Annotated in this window: 30 protein-coding genes; 18 read left to right on the top strand and 12 right to left on the bottom strand. The window is 72.3% G+C overall.

All coding sequences use genetic code 11. The features are described 5' to 3' along the window. Positions 1-74 precede the first annotated feature (74 nt). Positions 75-1,043: a helix-turn-helix domain-containing protein gene (locus AAH979_RS10525; RefSeq protein ID WP_346257890.1), complete on the top strand. Its 969-nt coding sequence runs from the start codon at positions 75-77 to the stop codon at positions 1,041-1,043. A 15-nt stretch (positions 1,044-1,058) separates the two neighbouring features. Here AAH979_RS10525 and AAH979_RS10520 read toward each other — a convergent pair whose 3' ends face one another. Beyond that, positions 1,059-1,550 carry a glutathione peroxidase gene (locus tag AAH979_RS10520; RefSeq protein ID WP_346257889.1) on the bottom strand — a complete coding sequence of 164 codons (492 nt, stop codon included), beginning with the start codon at positions 1,548-1,550 and terminating at the stop codon, positions 1,059-1,061. Positions 1,551-1,850: 300 nt separating this feature from the next. Between AAH979_RS10520 and AAH979_RS10515 the strand changes: the two genes are divergently transcribed. The 3 genes from AAH979_RS10515 to AAH979_RS10505 all read left to right on the top strand — a co-directional run bounded on the left by AAH979_RS10515 (position 1,851) and on the right by AAH979_RS10505 (position 4,647). After that, positions 1,851-3,467 (top strand): glycosyl hydrolase family 18 protein, encoded by a 1,617-nt coding sequence (locus AAH979_RS10515; protein ID WP_346257888.1) that lies wholly within the window; start codon positions 1,851-1,853, stop codon positions 3,465-3,467. A 250-nt stretch (positions 3,468-3,717) separates the two neighbouring features. Further along, positions 3,718-4,122, top strand: coding sequence for a hypothetical protein (locus tag AAH979_RS10510; RefSeq protein WP_346257887.1), 405 nt, complete (start codon positions 3,718-3,720; stop codon positions 4,120-4,122). Between the two features lie 9 nt (positions 4,123-4,131). Further along, positions 4,132-4,647, top strand: coding sequence for a 2'-5' RNA ligase family protein (locus AAH979_RS10505; protein WP_346257886.1), 516 nt, complete (start codon positions 4,132-4,134; stop codon positions 4,645-4,647). A gap of 20 nt (positions 4,648-4,667) precedes the next feature. On the opposite strand, the gene AAH979_RS10500 is transcribed toward AAH979_RS10505, so the two are convergent. Further along, a complete protein-coding gene (locus tag AAH979_RS10500; RefSeq protein ID WP_346257885.1) occupies positions 4,668-5,423 on the bottom strand; it encodes a response regulator transcription factor in 756 nt (251 codons plus the stop codon). Further along, positions 5,420-6,295 (bottom strand): histidine kinase, encoded by an 876-nt coding sequence (locus AAH979_RS10495; protein ID WP_346258005.1) that lies wholly within the window; start codon positions 6,293-6,295, stop codon positions 5,420-5,422. The genes AAH979_RS10500 and AAH979_RS10495 overlap by 4 nt, the downstream gene beginning before the upstream one ends. Positions 6,296-6,456: 161 nt before the next feature. Here AAH979_RS10495 and AAH979_RS10490 point away from each other — a divergent pair, with 161 nt between their 5' ends. From AAH979_RS10490 to AAH979_RS10480, 3 genes are all read left to right on the top strand, one after another. After that, positions 6,457-7,164 (top strand): ABC transporter ATP-binding protein, encoded by a 708-nt coding sequence (locus tag AAH979_RS10490; RefSeq protein WP_346257884.1) that lies wholly within the window; start codon positions 6,457-6,459, stop codon positions 7,162-7,164. Beyond that, positions 7,161-9,557, top strand: a complete 2,397-nt coding sequence (locus AAH979_RS10485) for an FtsX-like permease family protein (RefSeq protein ID WP_346257883.1) — start codon at positions 7,161-7,163, stop codon at positions 9,555-9,557. Before AAH979_RS10490 ends, AAH979_RS10485 begins: the two co-directional genes overlap by 4 nt. 198 nt (positions 9,558-9,755) lie before the next feature. Next, complete coding sequence (locus AAH979_RS10480; RefSeq protein ID WP_346257882.1) at positions 9,756-10,814, top strand: hypothetical protein; 1,059 nt, start codon at positions 9,756-9,758, stop codon at positions 10,812-10,814. A 71-nt stretch (positions 10,815-10,885) separates the two neighbouring features. Here the strand turns inward: AAH979_RS10480 and AAH979_RS10475 are convergent, their stop codons facing one another. From AAH979_RS10475 to AAH979_RS10455, 5 genes are all read right to left on the bottom strand, one after another. Next, entirely contained in the window at positions 10,886-11,620 is a 735-nt protein-coding gene (locus tag AAH979_RS10475; protein ID WP_346257881.1) for an RICIN domain-containing protein, read from the bottom strand. Positions 11,621-11,802: 182 nt separating this feature from the next. After that, positions 11,803-12,216, bottom strand: coding sequence for a DoxX family protein (locus tag AAH979_RS10470; protein WP_346257880.1), 414 nt, complete (start codon positions 12,214-12,216; stop codon positions 11,803-11,805). A gap of 182 nt (positions 12,217-12,398) precedes the next feature. Beyond that, the gene (locus AAH979_RS10465) at positions 12,399-12,779 is read right to left on the bottom strand and encodes a VOC family protein (protein ID WP_346257879.1); all 381 of its coding nucleotides are present in this window, start codon (positions 12,777-12,779) and stop codon (positions 12,399-12,401) included. Between the two features lie 163 nt (positions 12,780-12,942). Continuing rightward, a complete protein-coding gene (locus AAH979_RS10460) occupies positions 12,943-13,137 on the bottom strand; it encodes a DUF397 domain-containing protein (RefSeq protein ID WP_346257878.1) in 195 nt (64 codons plus the stop codon). Then, a complete protein-coding gene (locus AAH979_RS10455) occupies positions 13,134-13,931 on the bottom strand; it encodes a helix-turn-helix transcriptional regulator (RefSeq protein ID WP_346257877.1) in 798 nt (265 codons plus the stop codon). The genes AAH979_RS10460 and AAH979_RS10455 overlap by 4 nt, the downstream gene beginning before the upstream one ends. A 238-nt stretch (positions 13,932-14,169) precedes the next feature. On the opposite strand from AAH979_RS10455, the gene AAH979_RS10450 reads away from it, so the two are divergent. Genes AAH979_RS10450 through AAH979_RS10435 form a run of 4 tightly spaced genes read left to right on the top strand, consistent with a single transcriptional unit; the run spans position 14,170 to position 15,421 of the window. Next, positions 14,170-14,550 carry a hypothetical protein gene (locus AAH979_RS10450; RefSeq protein ID WP_346257876.1) on the top strand — a complete coding sequence of 127 codons (381 nt, stop codon included), beginning with the start codon at positions 14,170-14,172 and terminating at the stop codon, positions 14,548-14,550. Beyond that, positions 14,547-14,819, top strand: a complete 273-nt coding sequence (locus AAH979_RS10445) for a hypothetical protein (RefSeq protein ID WP_346257875.1) — start codon at positions 14,547-14,549, stop codon at positions 14,817-14,819. The genes AAH979_RS10450 and AAH979_RS10445 overlap by 4 nt, the downstream gene beginning before the upstream one ends. Continuing rightward, on the top strand, positions 14,776-14,940 hold the full coding sequence (locus AAH979_RS10440) for a hypothetical protein (RefSeq protein ID WP_346257874.1): 165 nt from the start codon (positions 14,776-14,778) through the stop codon (positions 14,938-14,940). The genes AAH979_RS10445 and AAH979_RS10440 overlap by 44 nt, the downstream gene beginning before the upstream one ends. Before the next feature lie 28 nt (positions 14,941-14,968). Next, a complete protein-coding gene (locus AAH979_RS10435; protein ID WP_346257873.1) occupies positions 14,969-15,421 on the top strand; it encodes an HIT domain-containing protein in 453 nt (150 codons plus the stop codon). A 21-nt stretch (positions 15,422-15,442) separates the two neighbouring features. Here AAH979_RS10435 and AAH979_RS10430 read toward each other — a convergent pair whose 3' ends face one another. Further along, positions 15,443-15,985 (bottom strand): AAA family ATPase, encoded by a 543-nt coding sequence (locus tag AAH979_RS10430; RefSeq protein ID WP_346257872.1) that lies wholly within the window; start codon positions 15,983-15,985, stop codon positions 15,443-15,445. 211 nt (positions 15,986-16,196) lie between these two features. Here AAH979_RS10430 and AAH979_RS10425 point away from each other — a divergent pair, with 211 nt between their 5' ends. The 3 genes from AAH979_RS10425 (at position 16,197) to AAH979_RS10415 (ending at position 18,092) form a co-directional block, all read left to right on the top strand. Then, complete coding sequence (locus AAH979_RS10425; protein WP_346257871.1) at positions 16,197-16,742, top strand: hypothetical protein; 546 nt, start codon at positions 16,197-16,199, stop codon at positions 16,740-16,742. Between the two features lie 149 nt (positions 16,743-16,891). Continuing rightward, on the top strand, positions 16,892-17,740 hold the full coding sequence (locus AAH979_RS10420; protein WP_346257870.1) for a glucose 1-dehydrogenase: 849 nt from the start codon (positions 16,892-16,894) through the stop codon (positions 17,738-17,740). A gap of 28 nt (positions 17,741-17,768) precedes the next feature. Beyond that, on the top strand, positions 17,769-18,092 hold the full coding sequence (locus tag AAH979_RS10415; RefSeq protein ID WP_346257869.1) for a plasmid stabilization protein: 324 nt from the start codon (positions 17,769-17,771) through the stop codon (positions 18,090-18,092). 49 nt (positions 18,093-18,141) lie between these two features. On the opposite strand, the gene AAH979_RS10410 is transcribed toward AAH979_RS10415, so the two are convergent. Next, complete coding sequence (locus tag AAH979_RS10410; RefSeq protein ID WP_346257868.1) at positions 18,142-18,309, bottom strand: hypothetical protein; 168 nt, start codon at positions 18,307-18,309, stop codon at positions 18,142-18,144. A gap of 27 nt (positions 18,310-18,336) precedes the next feature. Beyond that, entirely contained in the window at positions 18,337-19,599 is a 1,263-nt protein-coding gene (locus tag AAH979_RS10405; protein WP_346257867.1) for an MFS transporter, read from the bottom strand. A 461-nt stretch (positions 19,600-20,060) separates the two neighbouring features. On the opposite strand from AAH979_RS10405, the gene tuf reads away from it, so the two are divergent. Beyond that, positions 20,061-21,248, top strand: coding sequence for an elongation factor Tu (tuf, locus tag AAH979_RS10400; RefSeq protein WP_346257866.1), 1,188 nt, complete (start codon positions 20,061-20,063; stop codon positions 21,246-21,248). Positions 21,249-21,324: 76 nt separating this feature from the next. Here the strand turns inward: tuf and AAH979_RS10395 are convergent, their stop codons facing one another. Continuing rightward, the gene (locus AAH979_RS10395) at positions 21,325-22,374 is read right to left on the bottom strand and encodes a winged helix-turn-helix domain-containing protein (protein WP_346257865.1); all 1,050 of its coding nucleotides are present in this window, start codon (positions 22,372-22,374) and stop codon (positions 21,325-21,327) included. A gap of 70 nt (positions 22,375-22,444) precedes the next feature. On the opposite strand from AAH979_RS10395, the gene AAH979_RS10390 reads away from it, so the two are divergent. The 3 genes from AAH979_RS10390 (at position 22,445) to AAH979_RS10380 (ending at position 25,742) form a co-directional block, all read left to right on the top strand. Next, positions 22,445-23,635, top strand: coding sequence for an MFS transporter (locus AAH979_RS10390; RefSeq protein ID WP_346257864.1), 1,191 nt, complete (start codon positions 22,445-22,447; stop codon positions 23,633-23,635). A 102-nt stretch (positions 23,636-23,737) separates the two neighbouring features. After that, positions 23,738-24,232, top strand: coding sequence for a hypothetical protein (locus AAH979_RS10385; protein WP_346257863.1), 495 nt, complete (start codon positions 23,738-23,740; stop codon positions 24,230-24,232). Positions 24,233-24,335: 103 nt separating this feature from the next. Beyond that, positions 24,336-25,742 (top strand): 3-deoxy-7-phosphoheptulonate synthase class II, encoded by a 1,407-nt coding sequence (locus tag AAH979_RS10380; protein ID WP_346257862.1) that lies wholly within the window; start codon positions 24,336-24,338, stop codon positions 25,740-25,742. Positions 25,743-25,760: the final 18 nt, after the last annotated feature.

Here is a 25,760-nt window from a genome sequence, read left to right as displayed (position 1 = left end):
TCGTCACCAGGCCGGTAAAGGATCCGGAGTGAGCGCAACTGCGCCATGACCTAGATGCGCCAGGAGGTTCGGTCGTGCTGAAGTTCGCCGGGCTGAGCGCGGTGGAGGAGTCGGCGTATCTGGCGCTGATCCGGCAGGGCGGCGCCCGGCTGGTCGACCTCGCGGACCGGCTAGGGCTGTCGGAGGCACGGGTACGCCGGGTGGTCGGCGTACTCGAACGCGAGGGCTTCGTGCACCGCACCCCGCCACCGGCCGACCGGGTCGTACCCGTGCCGCCCGACCTCGCCGTCGAGCACCTGATCCGGCGCCGGTACGCGGAACTGGAACTGACCCGGGAGGCGGCGCACCGGCTCGCCGCCGAGGCGCAGGGGCGGGCGAGCAACCGGCGTACCGAAGAGCTGATCGAGATCGTCTCGGGGCGGGCAGCGGTCGGCCGGGCCTTCGAGCGGGTGCAGCGCAGCGCGCGGCAGGAGATGCGGGTGCTGGTGGCGCCCCCGTACGCGATCCCGACCTCGGTGAACACCACCCAGCTCGACCGGGAGGCCGCCGGGGTGACCTACCGGGCGGTCTACGACAGCAGCGCGCTGGACGACCCCGAGTTCGCGGCCAGCGTGGCCGCGCACATCCGCGCGGGTGAACTGGCCCGACTCGCCGTCGCGCTCCCCACCAAGCTGGCGGTCGCGGACCGCACCCTGGCGCTGCTGCCGTTGGCCTGGACCGCGTCGGCGCACAACGCCGCGTTGCTGGTGCACCCGTGCGGCCTGCTGGACGCCCTGGTGGCGCTCTTCGAGACGCTGTGGACCCAGGCGACACCGCTGTCGGCGGCCGGGCCCGAGCGGGTGTCGACGGCGGTGGGCATCACCGCCGAGGACCGGCACCTGCTCTCGCTGCTGGTGGCGGGCCTGACCGACGAGGCGGCCGGCGCCCGGCTCGGGATCAGCCGCCGCACCGTCGTACGCCGGGTGCAGGTGCTGATGGAGCGCACCAACTCCCGCTCCCGGCTCCAGCTCGGCTGGCAGGCCCACGAACGCGGCTGGCTCTGACGCCCGACGCCCCTACTACCTCGGCAGTACCCGCTCGATGGCGGCGGTGATCTCCGGCGACTCCGGCTCGACCTGCGGCGCGAACCGGGCGACCGCGATGCCGTCCGGGCCGACCAGGAACTTCTCGAAGTTCCACCGGATGTCGCCGGAGTGTCCACCGGGATCCGCCGTGTCGACCAGCGCGGCGTAGAGCGGGTGCCGGCCGGGTCCGTTCACGTCGATCTTCTCGGTCATCGGGAAGGTCGCCCCGAAGGTGGAGCGGGCGAACTCGGCGATCTCGGCCGGGGTGCCCGGCTCCTGGTCGGCGAACTGGTTGCTGGGTACGCCGAGCACGATCAGCCCGCGGTCCGCGTACCTCTGGTGCAGGGTCTGTAGCCCGGCGTACTGCGGGGTCAGCCCGCACTTGGAGGCGAGGTTGACCACCAGCATGGCGTTGCCCCGGAACTGCTCCAGGCCGACGAACCCGTCGCCGGTGAGCGCTCCGATCTGGACGTCGAAGACGCTCACCTGATGTCCCCGCGCCGGTTGTCGTCGCGTCCCGCTCGCCGTTCCCGACTGGCATTCACTTTCCGCTCGGTCATGGCCCAGAGGCTACCGGGCGCCGCCGTCCGCAGGATCACTTCCCACCCACTTGCCCGCCACCGCCCCGGCAGCCGTCGCTCGGCCGCCGGTCGCCCGTCCGTTCCGTGGTGGCGCCCGGGTCCCGCGTACCGAATCGAAATATGGACATCTTGACGAAGCGGTGAACTGCTGAGTAGCGTCGCCTCACTATCTGGAAAGTTTCCTATCAATAAGGGAGACGCCACCATGAGGAGATCCATCCGCCGGGCGCTGTGGGCCGGCGTCGCGGCCGCGGTGGCCGTCGCCGTGGTCCCGATCACCGCGGCCCTCGGCGCCGGCAGCCTGACCGCCAGCTTTGCCGCCACCTCCGACTGGGGCTCCGGCCACGAGGTCAGGGTCACCGTCACCAACGGCACCGACGCGCCGGTCGCCACCTGGCGGGTCGAGTTCGACCTGCCGGCCGGTACCACCATCAGCAGTTCCTGGGACGCCGACGTCACCCGCAGCGGCAACCGCTACGTGGCGGTGCAGAAGAGCTGGGCCGGCGCGCTGGCCCCGGGCGCCTCGGCGACCTGGGGTTACATCGGCAGCGGTGGCTACCGGGCCCCGGCGAACTGCACCGTCAACGGCGGCGCCTGCGGCGGTGGCGGCACTCCCAGCCCGACCCCCACCACGCCCCGGCCGACCGTGAGCCCGACCCCCACCCCGACCACCCCGCCGACCACCACCCCGCCGCCGAACCCGGGCGCGCAGAAGGTGGTCGGCTACTTCGCCCAGTGGGGCGTCTACCAGCGGGCGTACCACGTCAAGAACATCCACACCAGCGGCTCGGCCGCCAAGCTGACCCACATCCTGTACGCCTTCGGCAACACCACCGGCGGCCGGTGCACCATCGGCGACAGCTACGCCGACTACGACCGGGCGTACTCGGCGGCGGAGAGCGTGGACGGGGTCGCCGACACCTGGGACGCGGGCGCGCTGCGCGGCAGCTTCAACCAGCTCCGCAAGCTCAAGCGGATGTACCCGCACCTGAAGGTGATCTGGTCGTTCGGCGGCTGGACCTGGTCCGGCGGCTTCACCCAGGCCGCGCAGAACCCGGCCGCGTTCGCCGAGTCCTGCTACAACCTGGTCGAGGACCCGCGCTGGGCCGATGTCTTCGACGGCATCGACATCGACTGGGAGTACCCGAACGCCTGCGGCCTGACCTGTGACGCCAGCGGCCCGAACGCGTTCAAGAACCTGATCTCCGCGCTGCGTGGCCGGTTCGGCTCGTCGAACCTGGTCACCGCCGCGATCACCGCGGACGGCAGCAACGGCGGCAAGATCGACGCGGCCGACTACGCCGGTGCGATCAACAACCTCAACTGGCTGATGCCGATGACGTACGACTACTTCGGCGCCTTCGCCGCGCAGGGCCCCACGGCCCCGCACTCGCCGCTGACCTCGTACGCCGGGATTCCGCAGCAGGGCTTCTGGTCCGACGCGGCGATCCAGAAGCTCAAGAGCAAGGGCATCCCGGCCAGCAAGCTGCTGCTCGGCATCGGCTTCTACGGCCGGGGCTGGACCGGGGTCACCCAGGCCACCCCGGGCGGTACGGCCACCGGGGCGGCACCGGGCACCTACGAGGCGGGCATCGAGGACTACAAGGTACTCAAGAACACCTGCCCGGCCACCGGCACCATCGCCGGCACGGCGTACGCGAAGTGCGGCAGCAACTGGTGGAGCTACGACACCCCGGCCACCATCGGCGGCAAGATGTCGTACGCCAAGAGCCAGGGGCTGGGCGGCGCGTTCTTCTGGGAACTCTCCGGCGACACCAGCAACGGTGAACTCATCACGGCGGTCGCCAACGGTCTGCGATAGGCAGCCGGAGCCGCCGCCGGACGACCTTCCGGGGGCGGGTGGCGGGGGCCGACTCCGGCGGGACACGGAGTCAGCCCCCGCTCGCCCGGAACTGTCGGTCGGACAGCGGAGTGATCGCCACCGGAACGGCGGTGCCACCAGGACCGAATCCTTTTCACATGGTGCCAAGGGGACCGAGCCGGCGGTTTTCCCGATGTCCTGCCGGGCACGGTGGTGGGGCGCGACACCGCGCGTGACGGGCGGAGGGGCGATGCCGACGGGGCCGAACAGCGGCGAGTGGGGACATTCGGGGGCCACCGGATGGGTGACGCGCTGGGTGCTGGGCACCGCGATCGGGCAGGCCGTCTTCACCGGGACCGTACGCCTCGTGCTGGCGGTGCTGATGGGCGCCGCACTCGGCGGCCTGGCGGTCTGGTTGGTGCTGCGTCGTCGGCCGACCCCGCAGCGGTCCGCCGCCGAACGGGTACGGCCACGCTTCTCGCCCCGGGCCGACCGCCCCAGGCGTCCGGCTCCGGAGCATGTCGCTGTGCAGCGTCCGGTTTCCGGTCGGCAGCCCGCAGCGCGGGTGACCGTCGACGGGGGGCGCCGGCGCTCCCACCGCTCGCCCGGGGTCGCCCCGGTAATTGGTATGGGTGGGCGAACACCCGGCCCCTAAGGTGGTCGGGTGGTCGCCGCCCTGGAGTTGTATCTCGACACCGACGCCACCCGACGGATCCGAGTGCTCTGGGACGCCCTGGAATCCGAGGGTGTGCAGAGCCTCCGCTCGTTGCTCGGTCAGCGGCACCGCCCACACGTCTCTCTGGCCGTCGCTGCCCAGCTCGATCCGGAACAGGTCGCCGAGGCACTGGCCGGGACGGTGGTGGCCGCGCCGCTGCGGCTCTCCTTCCAGTACGCCGGCCAGTTCGTCGGCCGGGTGCTCTGGCTCGGCCCGACTCCCACCCCGGAGCTGCTGGCCCACCAGGCGCTGGTGCACGAGCGGCTGACCCGGGCCGACGTGCCGGTCAGTGAGCTATACCGCCCCGGCCGCTGGGTGCCGCACTGCACCCTCTCGATGCGGGTGCCGAACACCCTGATGGCGGCGGCGGTGCGGCGCTGCCTGGAGGTGCTGCCGGTCGAGGCGACCGTGGTCGGCGCGGCGGTCGTCGACCACGCCCGGGACATCGTCCGCCCGCTGTCCTGACCGGCGGACGAGTGCGCCGGTCAGCCGGTCGGGTCGCCGGGCGCGACGAGCCCGGTCTCGTAGGCCAGCACCACGGCCTGGGCACGGTCCCGGAGGCCGAGCTTGGCGAAGATCCGGGCGACGTGGGTCTTCACCGTCGCCTCGCGCAGGGTCAGCCGGTGCGCCAGCTCGGCGTTGGACAGCCCGCGACCCAGCAGGGCCAGCACCTCCCGCTCCCGGGGCGTCAGCGCCGCGAGTTCCCGCTGCCCGGCCGCCCGCCCGCCCCGGCCGGGATCACCGGCGCCCCGGCCGGGGTCGGTGGCGCCGCGTGCCGGGTTGGTGGCGCCGCGTGCCGGGTCGGTGGTGGCGAACCGTTCCACCAGGCGCCGGGTGATGGACGGGGCCAGCAGGGCGTCGCCGGTGTTGACCAGCCGAACGGCGGCGGCCAGGTGTTCCGGGGTGACGTCCTTGAGCAGGAAGCCGCTGGCTCCGGCGGCCAGCGCGGCGTAGACGTACCGGTCCAGGTCGAAGGTGGTCAGCATGATCACCCGACAGCCCGGGGACCGCGCCAGGATCCGCCGGGCCGCCTGGAGGCCGTCCATGTTCGGCATCCGGATGTCCAGCAGTACGACGTCCGGCCGCAGCTCGTGCGCCGCCGCCACCGCCTCGACCCCGTCGGCGGCCTCGCCCACCACGTCCAGGCCGCGTGCGGTCAGGATCATCCGGAACCCGGTCCGGACCAGCGCCTGGTCGTCGACGATCAGTACCCGGGGCGCCGGCTCCCCGGCCGCCGTCACGGTCGGTCCAGCGGGATGCGGGCGCGGACCCGGTAACCGCCGCCGAGCCGGCGCCGGGCGTCCAGGTCGCCGCCGTAGACCGCGACCCGCTGGCGCAGCCCCAGCAGGCCCCGTCCGGCGCCGGACTCCCCGCCCGGTGCGGAGCCGCCGGATCCTGTCCGCTCGGCTGTGGACTGCCCACCCGGGGACCGCCCGCCGGAGGAGGCACCCGGGGACCGCCCGCCGGAGAGCACGCTCGGGCCGCTGTTGAGCACCTCCACCCGCAGATAGTTGTGCGCGTACCTGATGGTCACCTCGGCCTTCTCCCCGTCGCCGTGCCGCAGCGCGTTGGTCAGCGCCTCCTGCACGATCCGGTACGCGGTCAGGTCGATCCCGGGCGGCAGCGGGCGAGGCTGCCCGGAGATGCGTACCTCGACGGGCAGCCCGGCGAAGGCGATCCGGTCGACCAGCGGGCCGAGCCGACCCAGTCCGGGTTGCGGGTCCAGCCCCGACCGGTCGGCGACGGTGTCCGCCCCGTCCGGGGCCGGTGCCAGCAGGCCCAGCAGGTGCCGCAGCTCGGTCATCGCGTCCCGGCCGGCGGTCTCGACCGCGCGCAGCGCCGCGGCGGCCTCGTCCGGCATGCTGGCCAGCACCTCCCGGGCCGCCCCGGCCTGCACCACCATCAGGCTCACGTTGTGGCTGACGATGTCGTGCAGCTCCCGGGCGATCCGGGCCCGCTCCGCCTCGACCGCGACCCGGGCGGCACCCTCCCGTTCCCGCTCCAGCAGCCAACTCCGCTCGCCGAGCGCCCGGTGGTGCCGTCGGCGGGCCCGGACCAGCGCCACCGCCAGCCACCCTACGGTCACGCCGGCCGCCGCGAGCGCGGCGAGCAGCCAGACCGTCCAGGTTTCCCCCACGCGACCACCTTCGCAGTACCCGGCACGATCCGCGTCATCCCCGGGCAGCAACGGCGTACATCCCCAGGATGACCCGGCCGGACGTTACCTCCCCGGGCTGATGCCCACCCCGGCCCGCCCTGCCTAGGTTGGTCGCCATGACCAGCGCAGACAGCACACCGGACGTCGTCGTGCGACTGACCGACGTGCGCAAGGAGTACGGCGACACCACCGCCCTGGCCGGGGTGTCGCTGCAGATCCGGGCCGGCGAGGCGGTCGCCGTGATGGGGCCGTCCGGCTGCGGCAAGTCGACCATGCTGAACATGGTCGCCGGGCTCGACCGGCCCACCTCGGGGGACGTCGTCGTGCACGGCGAGGACCTGGGCCGGCTCGACGAGACCGGCCGGGCGCTGTTCCGGCGCCGCCGGATCGGCATGATCTTCCAGTTCTTCAACCTGCTCGACGACCTGCCGGCGCTGGACAACGTCGCGCTGGCCGCGCAGCTCATCGGGGTACCGGCCCGGCAGGCGCGCAGGCGGGCGCTGGAACTCCTCGACGAACTCGGCATCGCCGACCGGCGCAACGTCTATCCGGCCGCGCTCAGCGGCGGGGAGCGGCAGCGGGTGGCGGTGGCCCGGGCACTGATGAACCGGCCCGCCCTGCTGCTCGCCGACGAGCCGACCGGCGCACTGGACAGCTCGGCCGGCGAGCAGGTGGTGGACCTGCTGCTCGACCTCAACCAGATCGGCCAGACGCTGCTGCTGGTCACCCATGACGAGCGGCTGGCGACCCGGTGCGCCAGCCGGCTGGTCGAACTGGCCGACGGCCGGGTGGCCGGCGAACGCAGCCTGGAGCGGGCGGCATGACCGGGTCGGGGCAGCCGTACCGGGGGCGCGGTACCGGCGCGGTGTGGCGGGCCGCCCGGGCCGCCGTACGGCGCCGCAAACTCCAGACCGTCGTGATCGGGCTGGTACTGCTCTTCTCCGCCGCCACCACCGTGATGGCGCTGGGCCTGCTGGTCGCCTCCAGCGCCCCGTTCGACGACGCCTTCGCCCGGCAGCGCGGCGCGCACGTCGTGGCGGCGTACGACTCCGCGCTGGTCACCGGCGCGCAGCTCGAACAGGCCGCCCGGCGGCCCGGTGTGGAGGCGGTCGCCGGCCCCTTCGCGCAGGCCGTCCTGGAGGTGCCGCTGACGGCTCCCGGACTGTCCGGCGGGCCGCTCAACGTGGTGGGTCGGGCGGACCCGGCCGGTCCGGTGGACCGGGTGGACCTCTGGGCGGGGCGCTGGCCGAGCGCGCCCGGGGAGATCGTGCTGAACGACACGCCGCCGCCGGCGGACCTGGCGGGCTTCGGGCCGGAACGCTGGGAGCCGCCGATCCTCGGCAGCACCGCCAAGGTCCCCGGCGGGCCGACGCTGACCGTCGTCGGCATGGCGTACAGCCTGGGCCGGACCGCCGACGCCTGGGTCACCCCGGAGCAGGTCCAGGCGTTCCGGCCGTCCTCGACCCAGATGCTCTACCGGTTCACCTCGGCCGGCACAGACGACGAGATCGAGGCCGAGCTGGCCGCGGTCACCGAGGGACTGCCGGCGGACGCCCTGCTCGCCACCCAGTCGTACCTGCTGGTCAAGCAGTCGGTCGCGGCCGAGCCGGGGGTGTTCGTGCCGTTCCTGATGGTCTTCGGGATTCTCGGGCTGGTGGCGGCGGTGCTGATCGTCGCGAACGTGGTCAGTGGGGCGGTGGTCTCCGGCTTCCGGCACATCGGGATCCTCAAGGCGCTCGGCTTCACCCCGGGGCAGGTGCTCGCGGTCTATCTGGTGATGGTCAGCGTGCCTGCGGTGGTCGGGTGCGCGCTCGGCACCGTGCTCGGCAACGTCGGGGCGCGGCCGCTGCTGGACATCTCGTTCCAGGGCATGGGCTTCGGGCCGGTCGGGATCAGTCCACTGGTGAGCGTGGCGACGCTGCTCGGGATGCCGGTCGTGGTGGTACTCGCCGCGCTCGTCCCGGCGTTGCGGGCCCGCCGGCTCTCCGCGGTCGAGGCGATCAGCGCCGGCAGCGCGCCCCGGGTCGGGCGCGGGCTGCGGGTGCAGCGCTGGCTCGGCGGTACCCGGTTGCCCCGCGCCGTCAGCCTCGGCCTCGGCCTGCCGTTCGCCCGGCCGGGCCGGACCGCGCTGACCATCTCGGCGGTGCTGCTCGGGGTGACCACGGTGACCTTCGCGACCGGCCTGACCAGCACGGTCACCCGGTACGCCGACGCCACCGACGGAAACGACCACGTCGGGGTACGCGCGACCGACCCCGAACGGAGCGACCTCCGGCCCCCGTCGTCGCTGACCGACCCGCAGATCGAGGCGCTGCTGCGAACGCTGCCCGGCACCAAGCGGGTGACCGTCAACCTGACCCTCGACTTCTCGCTGGTCGGCTCCGCCCAGCCGGTCGGGGTCAACTTCCTGCGCGGCGACGTGCAGACCCAGGGCTATCGGGAACAGGTGGTCGAGGGGCGCTGGCTGGCCGGCCCGGACGAGGTGGTCGCCCCGTCGGAGTGGTTGGGGGAGCGCGGCCTGGCCGTCGGCGACCGGATCGCGCTGGAGGCCGACGGCCGGCGGAGCACGGCCACCATCGTCGGCGAGACGATGGGCGGCGCACCCGGGCCGCCCGGGCTGCTCGCCGACTGGTCGGCGGTCGCCCGGCTCGCCCCGGCACACCAGCTCGGCAACCACGAGCTGCTCTATCAGATCCAGCTCGCGCCCGGCACCGACGTGCGGGCGTACACCGCGGCGGTGCAGGCGGCCGACCCGGGCCTGGACGCCTGGGACAACGGCGGTACCGACAGCTTCACCGTGGCGGCGGTCAGCCTCGCGGTGGTGGTCACCCTGATGCTGGGGACCGTCACGGCGCTCGCCGTGTTCAACACGGTGGTGCTGAACACCCGGGAACGCCGCCGCGACCTCGGGATGCTCAAGTCGATCGGGATGACCCCGAGGCAGGTGACGGCGATGATGGTGACCTCGATGGCGGTGCTGGGCACGCTCGGCGGACTGCTCGGCATCCCGGTCGGGATCGTCGCGCATCGCCTGGTCGTGCCGATCGCGTCCGGCGCGGCGCAGATCCGGGTACCGGACTCGTTGATCAACGTCTGGGAGGCGCCGCTGCTCGGCGTACTGGCGCTGGCCGGGGCGGCCATCGCGATGCTCGGGGCGCTGCTGCCGGCCCGCTCGGCGGCCCGACTGCCGATCGCCGAGGTGCTGCACAACGAGTGACGCCGGTCGGGCAAGGCACTTCGCCGGGCGGATGTGCCGGTGGCACGGCGACGGCTGGGCCACCGGTCGGCGGTGCGGTGCGGTGCAGCCAATCCGTCGACTGCACTCAAATCGCTCGTCCCCAGTTGGACATGTGCCGGCCGACGTCGATCGCGTAGATTGCCCGCGGTCTATCCAATCTCGACCGTGGGAGGACACATGCCTGATCGGTTCAGGACCGCCGGGAGATCCCTGGCGGCGGCCGTACTGGTGCCGGCGTTGGTGGCCGTGGGGCTGGCGGCGCCGGCACCGGCCAGCGCGGCGGTGAGCCGGGCGGAGTTGGCGCTGCGCTGGGCCCCGATCCACTACCAGGACGTCGACGCGACCGGCAGCCACGCGCTCGGCGGCCGGTCCGACTACATCACCGGGGTCGACTTCGACGGCGACCTGAGCGGGCGGAACAACTGGGACAGTGCGGGGCAGTCCGGCGCCTCGTTCGCCGCCCAGGCGTACTACTCGGTGCTGGAGACCAGCACGCACTGGTACATCACGTACCTGTTCTTCCACCCCCGGGACTGGACCGACCACCCGTTCTTCGAGACCGAGCACGAGAACGACGGCGAGGGCATCATGGTCGCCGTCGAGCGGGACGGCTCGGACTACGGCGTGCTGCGCGGGGCGGTGAGCGTGGCGCACAGTGACTTCTACTCCTACACCCCGGCCGGGAGCACCTGGACCGGCGGGCGGGAGAACGTCGACGGCACGTTGCAGATGCAGTCGTCGCCGCACGACTCGTACCCGCACCCGGTGACCGCGCAGGAGGCGCAGGGGCACGGGCTGAAGGCGTACCCGCAGTACAACATCAACGGGGACGGCATCGTCTACTACCCGTCGACGGTGGCCGAGACGCCGAGCAACGGCAACGACCGGGACGTCCGATACAAGCTCGTGGACATCTTCGCCTCCGGTGGGCTCTGGGCGCAGCGGGCCAACGCCAACCTCTTCGCCAACCTCGGCACCTTCGCCGGGGACAATTCCGGCGACTGCGGCGTCGGCACCTATTCCTGCTCGACCAACTCGGCGAACGCGCCGTGGGGCTGGGACGACGGCAACGACCTGCCGGGCCGGGGCGAGATCGCCACCGACTCGGCGAAGCTGGTCGCCGAGTACTTCACGATCCCGGGCAGCCTGTCGCGGGCGTACACCTACAACCCGTACGCCAGTGCGGCGGCGGCGTTGCGGGAGGCGGCGAAGACCGCGCCACCGGTCGTCGACTGAGCCGGGCGGGTGGGGCAGCCGGGTTCCGGCTGCCCCACCGTGAACGTGGCCTCGGTTGATCGGCAGGCGACCTAGCCGATGATCACTGGAGTGGGATCGTAGATCTTCCACATCTGGTTGAAGGCGTTCCAGTCGGTGGTGGCCGAGATGCAGTCCCACTGCTGCAACACCGCCTGCTGGGCGGGCTGGCCGGACGGCGCGGCGGCGTCCAGGCACATGCCGGTCCGGCGGTTCTTGATGAGTACGAACCAGGAGCCGAAGCACTGCCCCGTACAGGGCTTGTGGAGAACCTCCTGGGTGAACCACTCGCCCGGGGCGTAGCCGGCGGAACAGTGCGGGTACTGGATGATCGGCGTGCCGTTGGCGTAGAACCCGGCACGCCAGTCGAGCATCAGGCACTGACCGGAGTGCCGAGCCCTGATCCGGAAGAAGCCGCCCCCGCTGTCGAGCAGGTCGAACTCCTGCGAGGCGCTGGTGTTGTCCGGCCAGAGGAAAACCCCCTGATGGGTCGCCGTGGAGGCCCACATCACGTCGGCGCGAAGAGTGCCGTAGCCGCTCACGAGCTCTCTGCGGTTGGTGTCCGCGTACGCGGGCGCGGGCGCGATCATCACGATGGACGCGACCACCAGGGCCATCGCGACGGCGAGGCCCCGCAGGACGGCGCTCGTCCCGTGCCCCCCGCGCCCCACGGGTCGCGACCGGTGCAGCAGATCTCCGAGCCTGCCGGGCCGGCTGACCGTCCTGCTGAGGCGTGATCTGGCGGGCTCGTCGTCCGGGTCGAACGAGGGCAATCCAATGCTGAGCATGCTTCCTCCAACCGGGAACGCGAGAGTGGGACGCGGCGGCGCCACCGGCATGGGTGGCGGTCCGCCTGCGCCCCACTGTCCGGCGCCGACCGGTTGTCCGGCGGGATCCCGACCGAATCCGGACAGGACCCCGCCTGGCAGCCGACGACGATCGTTCCCGCCGGAGCAGACCGGCCCGCGTCTCAACCGCGGGCTTGACCCGTGGCTTTCAGGACGGCCAGGTCACGGCGGCGGAACCAGGCGATGAGCGCGGCCACCACCAGATATCCGATCGCCATCAGTGGGCTTGCACCGAGCACGACCGCGCTGGTGAAGGCGGCGCCGACGAGCAGGCCCGCCAGGCACAGCGCTGCCAGAGCGGCGAACCGGGGAACGAACAGGCCGATCCCGCCGGCAAGCTCAAGCGCGCCGACGACGTACCGGAACCACTGCCCCGCGCCGATGTCGTCGAACATGGTCACCATCGACGGATCGCCGGAGAGCTTGGCGATACCACCTCCGGCGATGCCCAGTCCGAGCAGGATCTGCGGAATCCACAGCAGGCGGCGAGGCGTGGTCCGGGTACGGGTACGGGTGTTGCTGGTCATGGTGCTCATCGGAGCCTCCTAGACGTGTCGGTGTCGATACGTCGAGACTGCCGTCCGGGACCCGACACGGGCATCCGTGGCGACCACCTGATCCACCACGGATCGGTGACTCCGTGGCCCGACCGTGGCACGGCCGACGGACGCGAGCACCACTCGACACGCTCAGTGCCCGTGGTGTCGTAGGTCCTGTCCTACACGCGCCGGACCAGGCAGAACGGATGCCCGGCGGGGTCGGCATAGACACGCCAACCCCGGTCATCCGCGCCGCCGTCCAGCACCGTCGCCCCCAGGGCGAGCACCTGCTCCTGGGCACGGTCCAGGTCCGCGACACCGAAGTCCAGGTGGAACTGCTGGGGACGCGCCGGATCGGGCCAGCGCGGTGGCCGGTAATCCGCCACTCGCTGGAAGGCCAGGACGAGGCCGGACGGCGTGTGCAACGTCGCCCAGTCGTCGCCGAGTGCCCACCGCCGATCCCGCCGGTTGACCTCGCCGCCGAGGATCGCCCGGTAGAACTCGGCAAGCTTCGCCGGACGAGAGCAGTCGAGCACCACGCACTCCAGGTCAGCGATCATGGGCCGATCCTAGGCGGCGGGCAGTGATCGGGTCGGTGCACCGCCGGCACCGGCAACAGGAGTTCCGGCACGTCAAGAGCGGGACGAGTTGTGGAAACCGCGTCAGTGGTCCCGAACCACCCCCAGGCCCCGGCATCTTCGCCGGGGCCTGGTCCGGGCGTGCTCAGACGGTCGGTTGGTGCTGCTTGGCGAGGCGTACGAACGCCTGCCAGTGGGCCGGTCCGAAGGCGAGGGTGCCGCCGTCGCGGTCTTTGGTGTCGCGTACGAGCACGATGCCGGGCAGGTTGTCCGCCACTTCCACGCAGGACCCGCCGTTCGAGCCGGAGCGGGTCGACTTGCGCCAGTTGGCGCCGGTCATGTCCATTCCTTCGTCGCCTCCCTGATCAGTTCGAGCGATTGCATCCTTGGGAATGCTTCGCTGCGGATCGTCTCCCAGGTCCCCTGGAGGGTGGCAAGTTCCTCGGCCCGATCGACGATCTGGGCTCGCACTTGGTGGTCAAGATGCGCCACCACAGACTGGTCCGGCAGCGTCGCCAGGATGAACCCTCCTTGAAGCCCAGGGTAGATCCCGACCTCTTTCGGCACCACGAGGATCTGGACGTGCGGCAGCTCCGCCAGGGTTGCCAGGTGCTGAAGCTGCTGCGCCATCACGCCTGGCTCCCCGCGCACAGGCCGTCGAAGGACCATCGCGTCAATCACGAAGACGAACTGCGCGGGCTTCTCGGCCGTGAGCACGGCTTGCCGTTCCAGCCGACTCTGAGCCCGCTGTTCGACCTGCTCAGGCATCAGGTGCATGCCGGCCATGGTCGCTCGGGCGTACGACTCGGTCTGGAGCAGGCCGGGGACGAAGGCTGGCTCGTACCAGCGGAGCAGGCGGGCGAGGCGCTCGAACTCGATCCAGTCGCGGAGCCAGGCCGGGGTGCTGTCCAGCTTGGCGAGCTTCTTGAGCATCCGGCTGAACGTGCCGCCAGTCTGGAAAGCCTGGTCGATCTTTTCCATGTATTCGTCGGTCGGCGGACGCTGGCCGGTTTCCACCGAGCTGACATGTGATCCGGAATAGCCGATCTTGCGCCCGAACTCCTCCTGACTGAGTCGCTGCTCAGCACGAAACAGCCTAAGCTCGGCAAGGACGTATTCCGTGACGAGTCCCATCGATAATCCCACCTCTGCTCACTGCCGAAGACGCGTTCCACAAAATCGCTCGCCCGCCGCTCTGACCTGCACGGATGCCGCGAGCACGTATCGACCGTAGTGCACTCCACAGCAGAGTGTCACTAGCGGAACCGCTCGGAATTCAAATGGCATGGTGACCGACCGGGCGGAACCTGCGGGGGCCATCTCACTTCCCCCCGTAATGAGATGGCCCCCTTCCAACTCGGAAGGAGACGCGATGCGGAAAGTACGCCGGACCCGGCCCGTCCCACTCGTTTTCCGGCATCGACCCGACTGGCGCCGGCTGTGGTTGTGGTTGTGGCTGTGGTGCCGGTGCGGGCGGCGGTGGTCGTCCTGCCCGTACCGGGGACTCTCGATCCTGCTGCCGCAGACGGTCCCGACACCCGACCTGCCGCCCCAACTCGCGGTGCCGCTCGTCCCGCCGACAGTGGACCCGCCACCGCCGCTGCCGTCGATGCCGCCGCGCGGGCGCAACCAGCATCCCCGCTGGAACGCGGAGTACCCGACCCGCCGAACGCTGCCGACGCTGGTCGACGGCGGTCGCGGCACGGCGGGGGAGCGGCGGCGGGGCCGCGTCGGCACCGGGGCGTGGAGATGACGGCCCCGGAGCCGCCGGTCGGCCCCCACACGCCGCTGCGGCCACTCTGGCTGTGTCGCACCGACGGGCAACCCTGGCCGTGTGCGGCCGCCCGACTCAGCCTGGTCCGGGAGTACGTGGACACCCGGGTCGCGCTCTGCGTCTATCTCGGCTCGTCGCTCGCCGAGGCGTACCGGGATCTGCACGCGCTCAACCCGGGCGGCGCCCCGGCGGCGACGGTGCTCAGTGAGCGTTTCCTCGGCTGGGTGCCCGGCCGATCCGGCCGCTGATGCCCCGCCACGACGGGGCGCCCGCCGGCTCGACATCCGGGTGATCGAGGTCGACGGCAGCCGGGACGCGGAAGGGGTCGCCGACCTGGTGGCCGCGCACTTCGCTCCGTTCCTGCCGTGACCTCACCACCGGAGTGCAGGATGGAGCGATGACCGGGGACTGCTACTCCTGCCGGGAGGAGAACAACCTCGCCACCGCGTCGCTCGCCGAACGGCTGCACCTGACCGACCACTGGCGTACGGCGCACGCGTTCAACTCCAGCCTGCCCGGCTGGCTGATCGTGCTGCCACGGCGGCACGTCACCTCGATCGCCGAGTTGACCGCTGCCGAGGCCGCCGAGCTGGGCCCGCTGGTCCACCGGCTCAGCACCGCCCTGCACGACGCCGTACGCTGCGAGAAGACCTACGTGATGCAGTTCGCCGAGGCAGAGGGCTTCGGGCACGTGCACTTCCACCTCGTACCCCGGATGCTGGACCTTCCGCCGGAGCATCGCGGGCCACGGGTCTTCCACTACCTGACCCGCCCGGAGAGCGAGTGGCTGACGATCGACCAGCGCGAGGAGATCGCCGCCGCCATCGCCGACCGGCTCCGGACGGGATGATCCTGGAACCCGCCGGCCGTCTCAGGACTCCGGCCCGGCCCGCACGGCCGCCTCGGCGAGCAGCCGGCGGGCGGCGGTGCGGGATCTGATCCGGACGAAGGTCAGGTGGCGCCAGGCCGGGTCGGCGGAGGCCGCGAGATAGCGCGCCCGATAGACCGAATGCCGCTGCCAGGCCCACACGATCACCGACTCGTCCGGGGTGGTGGCGAAGAAGTTGCCCCAGCGTTCCCGGTTGCCGTTCCACAACTCGGCCCGGAGCGCCGCCCGGCGCAGGGTGCGCCAGACGACCTGACGCATCACCGTGTGCCGGTCCGGATCGACCCAGACGACGGTATCGGCGCGGCGCCACACGAGATCCCGGACCGCCGAGTAGTTGCCGTCCACCACCCAGCCGCCGTTCGCGGTGACCGTGTCCACCCGGGCCCGGAACTCGGTGGCGGGCAGCGGTTGCCAGTTCGGCTGATGGTGGATGGCGTCAAGCTCGACGTACGGCACCCGGAGCCGGGCGGCCAGTGCCCGGGCCAGGGTGCTCTTGCCCGAGCCCGAGTTTCCGACCACCGACACCCGCAGCACAATCTCCGACGGTAACCCGGCGACGGTCCGCCAGACTGTCCCGTTGCCGACCGCCGCCCTGCCGGACCGAGCCGGTCGTCCTTCGAGGGCCGGTCCTCCGTAGCGGGGGCGTCCGTCCTTCGAGGGTCGGTCGTCGATTTCGCGGGGCTCGGGCCGGGCTGGCGGGCGGCCTCCACAATGAGGACCGATCATCGGAGGCACCATGGACAGCGAGCTGGATCTGCCGGTCATACCGGATCTGCCGCCGGTCTGGCTGCTGGACGTCGACGGCGTGATCAACGCCCGCCGGCCGGGGTGGGGCCGGGCGGCCCGCCGGGCCGACGTCTGGTCCCAGGCCGACCGGTGCGAGTACCCGCTGCGCTGGGCCGGCGCGCTCGTCGACCGGATCCGTACCCTGCACGAGTCCGGGGTGGTGGAGGTGCGCTGGTGCAGCACCTGGTGCCCGGAGGCGGACGTGCTGGAGCGGCTGTGGCGGCTGCCGGTGCTGGACCGGGCGCTCGTCTGCGATCCGGTGCCGACCGGTGAGCTGGGCTGGCCGGTCAAGCTGGCCGCCGCACACGCGGTGCTGGCGGCCGGCCGTACCCTCGTCTGGACCGACGACGAGGCGATCCCGGCCGGCGACCGGATGCTGGACCGGGCGGTGGCCCGGGGTGTCGCCCTGCTGATCGCGCCCGACCCGGGCCGGGGACTCCGCCCCGCCGACCTGGACGCGATCGAGGCGTTCGCGCGGCGGCACGCCACCATGTGACGACCGCTGCGGCCGGCGCTCGGCCCAGCTCCACGGGTTTACCCCCTGCCGGGTATGGGGACATTTGCCACCGACGGCCGGGAAAGGCTCCGTCCCTCCCGGCCCGCCGTCCCTGAACCGGAGGAGCGACGAACCCGAGGAGCGCCCCGATGCCCGAGGACCAGCGGTCCGAACCGCAGCAGCAGCCACCCGGCACCCTCCAGGAGATGCATGCCAAGCCCGACCACGGCGAGGACTCCTACCGGGGCGCCGGCCGGCTGGCGGGCAAGAAGACGGTGATCACCGGCGCGGACAGCGGCATCGGCCGGGCGGTCGCCCTCGCGTACGCCCGGGAGGGCGCCGACGTGCTGATCTCGTACCTGAGCGAGCACGAGGACGCCCGGGAGACCGCGAAGCTGGTCGAGGACGAGGGCCGGCAGGCGGTACTCGTCGCCGGGGACGTCGGCGATCCGGCGGTGTGCCGGGCGGTGGTGGACCGGGCGGTCGAGGAGTTCGGCCGGATCGACGTACTGGTGAACAACGCCGCCTACCAGATGACGCACGAGAGCCTCGAAGAGGTCACCGACGAGGAGTGGCAACACACCTTCGACGTCAACATCACGGCGATGTTCCGGCTGGTCCAGGCGGCGCTGCCGCACCTCGGCGAGAAGGCGTCGATCATCAACACCAGTTCGATCAACTACGACACGCCGCGCCCGACACTGCTGCCGTACGCGACCACCAAGGGCGCGATCGCGAACTTCACCGCCGGCCTGGCCCAGATGCTCGGGGAGCGGGGGATCCGGGTCAACGGGGTCGCGCCCGGCCCGATCTGGACCCCGTTGATCCCGTCCACCATGCCACCCGAACAGGTCGAGAAGTTCGGCAAGAACACCCCGCTGGGCCGCCCCGGCCAGCCGAAGGAGGTCGCCCCGGCGTACGTGCTGCTCGCCTCGGACGAGGCCAGCTACATCTCCGGCGCGATCATCCCGGTCACCGGGGGCAAGCCCATCCTCTGACCATCCTCCCCCCGAAAGGAGTCCCGTCATGCCCGCAGGGTCGAGTCCGAAGCGGGAACGCCAGTACAAGCACATCAAGGCCAGTGCGCGAAAGCGCGGTGAGTCGACCGAGCGCGCCGAGGAGATCGCTGCCCGGACGGTCAACAAGGAACGCGCCCGGGCCGGCGAGTCGAAGACCGCGAGCCGCTCCTCGGTCAAGGACGTCTCCTCCGGGCACCGGGGCGGCAAGCGGTCGCACACCGGCGCGCAGGGGCGTACCAGGGAACAGCTCTACAACGAGGCGAAGAAGCGCAACATCAAGGGCCGGTCGAGCATGTCCAAGGCCGAGTTGGAGAAGGCCCTGGCGCGCTGAGAACCCGCAGAACGGTACGGCCGTCGCGGTGGCCGTACCGTTCCGCGGGTCAGCGCCCGGCCGCCGTGATCCGGGCGCCGATCGCGTCGAGGACCAGGTCGAGCCCGAAGGTGAAGCGGTCCAGCGCCCGTTGCAGGGTGTAGGGGAGCGCCGGATCGGAGACGTCGAACGCACCGGCCGCGCCGAGCGCGTCGAGCCGGGGAAACCGCCCGGCCATCCGCTCGGCCAGCAGCGGGGCGCTAGATCAGCGCCGAACTGGGTCGCTGACCGCGGGTGCAGTGGCGACGCGGGCCACCCGGCGTTCCCGGGGCGGGCCGGCGAGGAGATGGCCGGCGACCGCGAGCAGGCCGAGCGCGGCGACCGCCAGCCAGTGACCGTCGCCGAGGTACTGAAGGCTCGCCCCGCCGACCGCCGGGGCGACGAAGGCCGCGGCCGGGAAGGTGAGGAAGAAGACCGCCTGGTAACGGCCACGCAGCCGGGGCGGGGCGAGTTCGGCGTTGATCTCCGCGTTCGGCGGTGCGGCGAGCATCGCGCCGACGGTCCAGACCAGCGCCGCCAGCAGGTACCCGGGCAGCCCGTCGGCGACGGCCAGGCCGGCGTACCCGAAGGCGGCCAGGCCCAGCGCGGTGGCCAGCACCCGGTGCTTGCGACGACCGTCGATCAGCCGGGGCACGAAGAGCTGACCGATCACGATGAACAGCCCGCCCAGCGCCACCACCAGCCCGTACGCCGAGGAGCTGAGGCCGTCGGCGCGCATTGCCAGCGGCATCACCGTGGAGTTCTGCGCGGTGATCACGGCGTGCGCGAAGGTCAGCGCGACGAAGGCCAGGAAGATCCGGTCGGTGAGCGGGGTACGCAGCCCGACGCGGCGGGCCGGTGCCGCTTCCGGGTCACCCGCCGAGGCTGCCGGGGCCGTCCGGACCAGGGTCTCCGGCACCTTCCAGGCGATGATGACCGTGGTGGTGAGGGTGGCCGCCGCGTCGACCAGGAACAGTGCCAGATAGCTTGCCTCGGCGAGCAGCCCGGCCAGCGCCGACGCGCCCGCCATGCCGAGGTTGAACGCCCAGAACTGGAGGTTGAACGCGCGGGAGCGGCGGGGCGCCGGCACCACGTCGACGATCGCGGCGACGAAGGCCGGGCCCGGCATCGAGTGGGCGATCCCGACCAGGGCGGCGAGCAGTGCGATCGCCGGCAGGCTGGTCACCACCGCCATGCTCGCCATCAGCGCCGACGCCGCCAGGTGCGACCAGACCAGGGTGCGGCGCCGCCCCCAGCGGTCGGCGAGTACCCCGCCGAGCAGCACTCCGGCCACCCCGCCGAGTCCGTACGCCCCGACCACCAGTCCGGCGAGCGCGTCGCTGGCCCCGCGCGCGTCGGTGAGGTAGAGCGGCAGGAACAGCATCGCGAACGCGCCGACCCGGTTGATCAGCAGTCCTGACCAGAGGAACCAGAAAACCGCCGGTAGCCCGCCGGCCGTGTCGCGCAGCCACGCCCCTAGCGCCCGCACCCGTCCTCCGGTAAGGATTGTTTCCAGTAGTACGCCGCAGTCGACCGTAGAGAAGCCGACCGCAGGTCGCCAGGGTGTCGCTTGTCACCTGCGCGCCCACGTCGGAGTGCGCCGCGATGGTGGCCGGGAATTCGGTCGCGGTCGGTGGCGTTCCGGTCTAGCGTGATCGCCATGTTCGGCACGGCTGGCTTCGTGCGGCCCGCAGGGTTCCTCCTGCTGGGCCCCGCCGCCGTGTGCGTGGCGTCGATCCCGTCGCACCAGCCCGGCCGGCTGGATAGCGGCGCGCGAGGCTGACCCTCCTCCCGCACCAGCAGAACCCACGGAGGAGGGTGGCCCGGATTCCCGGTGCCGCCCTTTCTGGCGCACCGGATGCGCGGTTCTGGCGCGGTTCCCCCTCTCGCGGTCTGGCATCCGCCCGCGCTCGTCGCCCGCCAACCCGTCTCTCCATTGAGGACAGTCTCATGGCCAAGAGCCAGTTCGTTCGTACCAAGCCGCACCTCAACATCGGCACGATGGGGCACGTCGACCACGGCAAGACCACCCTGACCGCCGCGATCACCAAGGTGCTCGCCGACCGGGACCCGGCGGTCAACCGGTTCGTCGCCTTCGACGGCATCGACCGGGCGCCGGAGGAGGTCGCCCGGGGCATCACCATCACCATCGCGCACGTCGAGTACGAGACCGCCACCCGGCACTACGCGCACGTCGACATGCCGGGCCACGCCGACTACGTGAAGAACATGATCACGGGGGCGGCGCAGGTGGACGGGGCGATCCTGGTCGTCTCGGCGCTCGACGGCGCGATGCCGCAGACCCGGGAGCACGTACTGCTCGCCCAGCGGGTCGGGGTGCCGTACCTGGTGGTGGCGCTGAACAAGGCGGACGCGGTGACCGACCCCGAACTGCTCGACCTGGTCGAGCTGGAGGTGCGGGAACTGGTCAGCGAGTACGGCTTCCCCGGTGACGAGGTGCCGGTGGTGCGGGTCTCCGCGCTGCGGGCCCTGGAGGGCGACCCGGCCTGGGTCAGGTCCATCGCGGACCTGCTCGACGCGGTCGACCGGTACGTCCCGGTGCCGCCGCGCGAACTCGACCGGCCGTTCCTGATGCCGATCGAGAACGTGCTCACCATCTCCGGCCGGGGGACCGTGGTGACCGGAGCCGTCGAGCGGGGCTCGCTGCGCGCCGGTGACCCGGTCGAAGTGGTCGGGCTCGCCCCGACCCTGTCGACCGTGGCGATCGGGCTGGAGACCTTCGGCCGCTCGCTGGAGTCGGCGCAGGCCGGGGACAACGCGGCGGTACTGCTGCGCGGGGTCAAGCGCGACCAGGTGCAGCGGGGGCAGGTGGTGGCCCTGCCGGGCAGCGTCACGCCGCACCGCCGGTTCACCGCCCAGCTCTACGCGCTGACCACCGCCGAGGGCGGTCGGCGTACCCCGTTCCACGCCAACTACCGGCCGCAGTTCTACTTCCGGACCACGGACGTGGTCGGCGCGGTGGACCTGGGCGAACTGCCCCAGGTGGCCCCCGGCGACACCGTGGCGATCACGGTCGAGCTGGGCAAGCCGATCGCGATGGACGTCGGGCTCGGCTTCGCCGTCCGGGAGGGCGGCCGGACGGTCGCCGCCGGCACGGTGACCGCGCTGCTCGACTGAGGCCCGGCGCCAGGCGCCGGCCGGGTCGGTCGTCGGCCGGCGCCCGGCACGCCTGGCTGGCCCGTCGACCGGTGACTCAGCCGGCGGTCCGCTCGTCGGACCGCCGGCTGATCCGGACCAGCCGGTCACCGTCGGCGGTGCGGAAGTAGAGCACGTACCGCCCCGAGCGGCGCCGCCGCACGAGCTGGGCGTCGAGCAGTACCCGCAGGTGCCCACCGACCGAGCCCAGCCCGTGCCCGGTCGCGGCGACCAGCCCGGTGGTGCTGGTCGGCGAGTCCAGCCGGGCCAGGATCTCCGCCCGGACCGGGCCGAGCAGCCGGCGAAGGGCCGCCGGCGGGGCTGCACGGGCCGGATCGGCCAGGAGTCCCTGGCACGGGTAGACGACGGTGTGCCGGTGCGGAATGCCGGAACCGCCGCCACCCCGGATCTCGGAGCCCACCCAGCCCCGGGGAGAGGTACTCGGCACGAAGAGCAGCCCAGCGTCGCCGAGATCCTGCGGCGGCAGGTCGTACGTGTTGATCTGGAGCTGCCCCCGCCCCAGCCAGCGCATCCCCGGCCGCATCCCGTCCAGTGCGGCGGCCCAGCCGCCCGAGCTGAGCAGGTGGGTCCGGGACACGATGTCGGCCTCGAAGAGCCGCTGCCGGCGCGGCCAGTCCGGGCGCAGGATGCGGCGCCAGACCCAGTCCAGCAGCTCGGCGGCCCGTTCCGGCAGGTCGGCGCCGCGCAGCTCGGCGGGGACCGGCCCGCGCAGCCCGGTCGCCAGGTCGGCGCGGGCCGCCTCGGCCGGTACGGCGCGGATCCGGCGCAGCTCGGCGGCGAAGATTTCCTCGGCGCTACCGGCCGGGGTCCCGGCGGCGTCGGTGCGGCTGCCGAGGAAGTCGGTCGGCGTGCCGAGGAAGTCGGGCAGCCACCGGGGCGGGAAGGCGCTCCGGACGAAGGCGACGGCGAACGGGTCCTCCGCCAACCGGGCCCGGTACGCGGCCGAGTGCGCGTCGATCCAGGCCCGCTGACCGGGCAGCGTCGGATGGCCGTCCAGCATCTTGAGCACCGCGACCGTCTCGACCAGCGGGGAGAGGGCGAATCGGCTGCGGGCCAGCACGTCCGCGTCGAGCAGCCAGAGCCCCACGACCACCTCCGGTTTCGTCTTCAGGTGAAAAGGTATCTGCCCGCCGGGCGGCCCACCCAGACTGCCGTCCGTGCGTACCTATCGGGAGTTGTTCCGGGTCCCCGAATTCCGTCCTCTCTTCTTCGCGATCTCCGCCCAGATGGCGGCGGGCACCGTCAACGGGCTCGCCCTCGGCACCCTGGTGTACTCCGCCACCGGGTCACCGCTGCTCGCTGCGCTCAGCCTCTTCGGCCCCTTCTTCGCCCAGGTGGTCGGCGCCACCACGCTGCTCTCGACGGCCGACCGGGTGCCGCCACGGGCCGCGCTGGTGGGCATCAAGCTCTTCCTCGGCGTCAGCACGCTGGCGATGGCCCTGCCCGGCATGCCGATCTGGGCCATGTTCATCGTGCTCGGGCTGATGGGGCTGGCCGGCTCGGTGGGCGGCGGGATCCGCTGGGGTCTGCTCGGCGAGATCCTGCCCGACGGCGGCTACCTGCTCGGCCGGTCGGTGATGAACATGTCGGTCGGGGCGATGCAGGTCAGCGGCTTCGCGCTCGGCGGCGCCCTGCTCACCGTCGCCACCCCGCGCCAGGTGCTGCTGATCGGTGCCGGCCTGCATCTCTGTGCCGCGCTCGTCGCCCGGTTCGGCCTTACCCGCCGCCCGCCGAGGGCGGTCGGCCGACCCTCCGTCCGCCGGACCTGGCAGGTCAACACCCAGCTCTGGGCGACACCCGCCCGCCGGTACGTCTACCTCGCGCTGTGGCTGCCGAACGGGCTCGTCGTCGGCTGCGAGGCGCTGTTCATCCCGTACGCCCCGGAATCCGCCGCGGTACTCTTCGTCGCCGGTGCCCTCGGGATGCTCGCCGGAGACACCGTCGTCGGCCGGTTCGTCCCGGCCCGGTGGCGGCAGCGGCTCGTCACGCCGCTGCAACTGTCGCTCGGGGTGCCGTACCTGCTCTTCGCCCTGCCGATCCCGTTGCCGGTCGCCGGGCTCGCCGTCGCCGCCGCCTCGGCCGGATTCGGCGCCGGGGTGCTGCTCCAGCAGCGCCTCGTGGACCTCACCCCGGCGCAGATGCGCGGCCAGGCGCTCGGGCTGCACTCCTCGGGGATGCTGACCATGCAGGCGGTGGCCGCGACCCTGGCCGGTACCGTCGCCCAGTACCTGCCGGCCGGTGCCGCCATGACCGTGATGGCGACGCTCTCCCTCCTGGTCACGCTCCTGCTCCGCCCCGGGCTGCGCGCCCCGGCCGACACCCGTACCCCGGAACCGGCGCCGGTCTGACCCGGGTTCCGGCGGGAGCCTGCCCGTGCCGGCGGGGCGTCGGGGCGGGCCGGTCGGCGGTGCCTCGACTAGGGTGGGAACCCCCTCGGTGGAAGGAGCGCGATGGTCGGCGTACGGCGGCGGGTGGTCGGCGTGGTCGCGGTGCTGGTGATGGTGCCGCTCGGCCTGGCCGGCTGCGGCCCGTTCGACGGGCTCGTCGGGCAGGGCGCCGAGCCCACCCCCACTCCGGACGAGGGCCCGGCCCGGGCCCGCGAGCGGGTGCAGGCATATCTGGACGCGATGAAGGCGAAGAGCGTCGCGGACGGCCGCGAACAGCTCTGCGAACCCCTGCGGGAGTCCTTCGACCAGGCGGCCACCGGTCCGAACGGCGACTTCGCCAAGCACTTCTCGGTCTCGGCGACGAAGATCACCGACGTCCGGGCCAACGGTGCCGACCAGGACGTCAGCACGTCGATCACGGTGAAGGTCGGCGGCAAGGCCAGCCCAACCAAGGTCCTCTTCACGGTCGCCCGGGCCGACGGGCAGTGGTGCATCGCCAAGGAGACGATCGGCGCCCACACCCCGGCCCCGTCCGGCTCCCCGACCGAGCCGACCTGATCGGCTCCGGGTCGCAGGGGGGCCGCCTCTCGTGGGCTCCCACGAAGCGGACGGACGTACCTCGCTCCCGGCAGTGTGCGAGTCTCGCCGTACGCTTCTTGACATGCGCCATGAGTGGCACCAGTTGAGCTACCCCGCCGTGGGCAACACCGCGTTGCAGACCAGTCGGCCGACCGAGGATTCCGCCGAGGACGAGGCGCTCGGCCTGGACCGGTGGCGGGAACTGCCCCGGGCCCAGACACCGCCCTGGCCGGACCAGGCGGTGGTGGACGGGGTCTGCAAGATCCTCCAGAACGTGCCCTCGATCGTCGCGCCCTACGAGGTCGACCAGCTCCGGCACCGGTTGGCGCTGGTCTGCGAGGGCCGGGCGTTCATGCTCCAGGGCGGCGACTGCGCCGAGACCTTCACCGACAACACCGAGAGCCACCTGCTGGCCAACGCCCGGACCCTGCTCCAGATGGCGGTGGTGCTGACCTACGGGGCGTCGCTGCCGGTGGTGAAGGTGGCCCGGGTGGCCGGGCAGTACACCAAGCCGCGCTCGCTGCCGACCGACGCGCTGGGGCTGCCGGCGTACCGGGGCGACATGATCAACTCACTGGAGGCGGTGCCGGAGGCGCGGGTCGCCGACCCGCAGCGCATGATCCGGGCGTACGCGAACTCGGCTGCCGCGATGAACATGCTCCGGGCGTACCTCGCCGGTGGGCTGGCCGACCTGCACGCCGTGCACGACTGGAACAAGGGCTTCGTCAAGAACTCCCCGGCCGGCGAGCGCTACGAGGCGATCGCCCGGGAGATCGATCGGGCGCTCGCCTTCATCCGGGCCTGCGGGATGACCGAGGACGAGGCGCTGCGCACGGTCACCCTCTACTGCTCGCACGAGGCGCTGGCCCTGGAGTACGACCGGGCGTTGACCCGGGTCTCCGACGGCCGGGCGTACGGCCTCTCCGGGCACTTCCTCTGGGTCGGCGAGCGCACCCGGCAGCTCGACGGGGCGCACCTGGACTTCATCTCCCGGATCGCCAACCCGATCGGCGTCAAGCTCGGCCCCACCACCACCCCCGACCAGGCGATCGAGCTGTGCGAGAAGCTGAACCCGGAGAACATCCCCGGCCGGCTCACCCTGATCAGCCGGATGGGCAACGGCCGGGTACGCGAGGTGCTGCCGCCGATCGTGGCCAAGGTCACCGCCGCCGGTGCCAAGGTCGTCTGGCAGTGCGACCCGATGCACGGCAACACCCACGAGTCGTCCAACGGCTACAAGACCCGGCACTTCGACCGGATCGTCGACGAGGTGCTCGGCTACTTCGAGGTGCACCGGTCGCTGGAGACCCACCCGGGCGGCCTGCACGTCGAGTTGACCGGGGAAGACGTCACCGAGTGCCTCGGCGGCGCGCAGGCGATCGAGGACATCCACCTGCCGGACCGCTACGAGACCGCCTGCGACCCCCGGCTCAACACCCAGCAGTCGCTGGAACTCGCCTTCCTGGTAGCGGAGATGCTTCGTGGCTGACCACCCCACCTCCACCCC

It is taken from the genome of Plantactinospora sp. ZYX-F-223, assembly GCF_039649625.1.
Lineage (GTDB): Bacteria > Actinomycetota > Actinomycetes > Mycobacteriales > Micromonosporaceae > Plantactinospora.
Note: the sequence above shows the minus strand (reverse complement) of the source record. Positions and strands in the feature narration are given on the sequence as shown.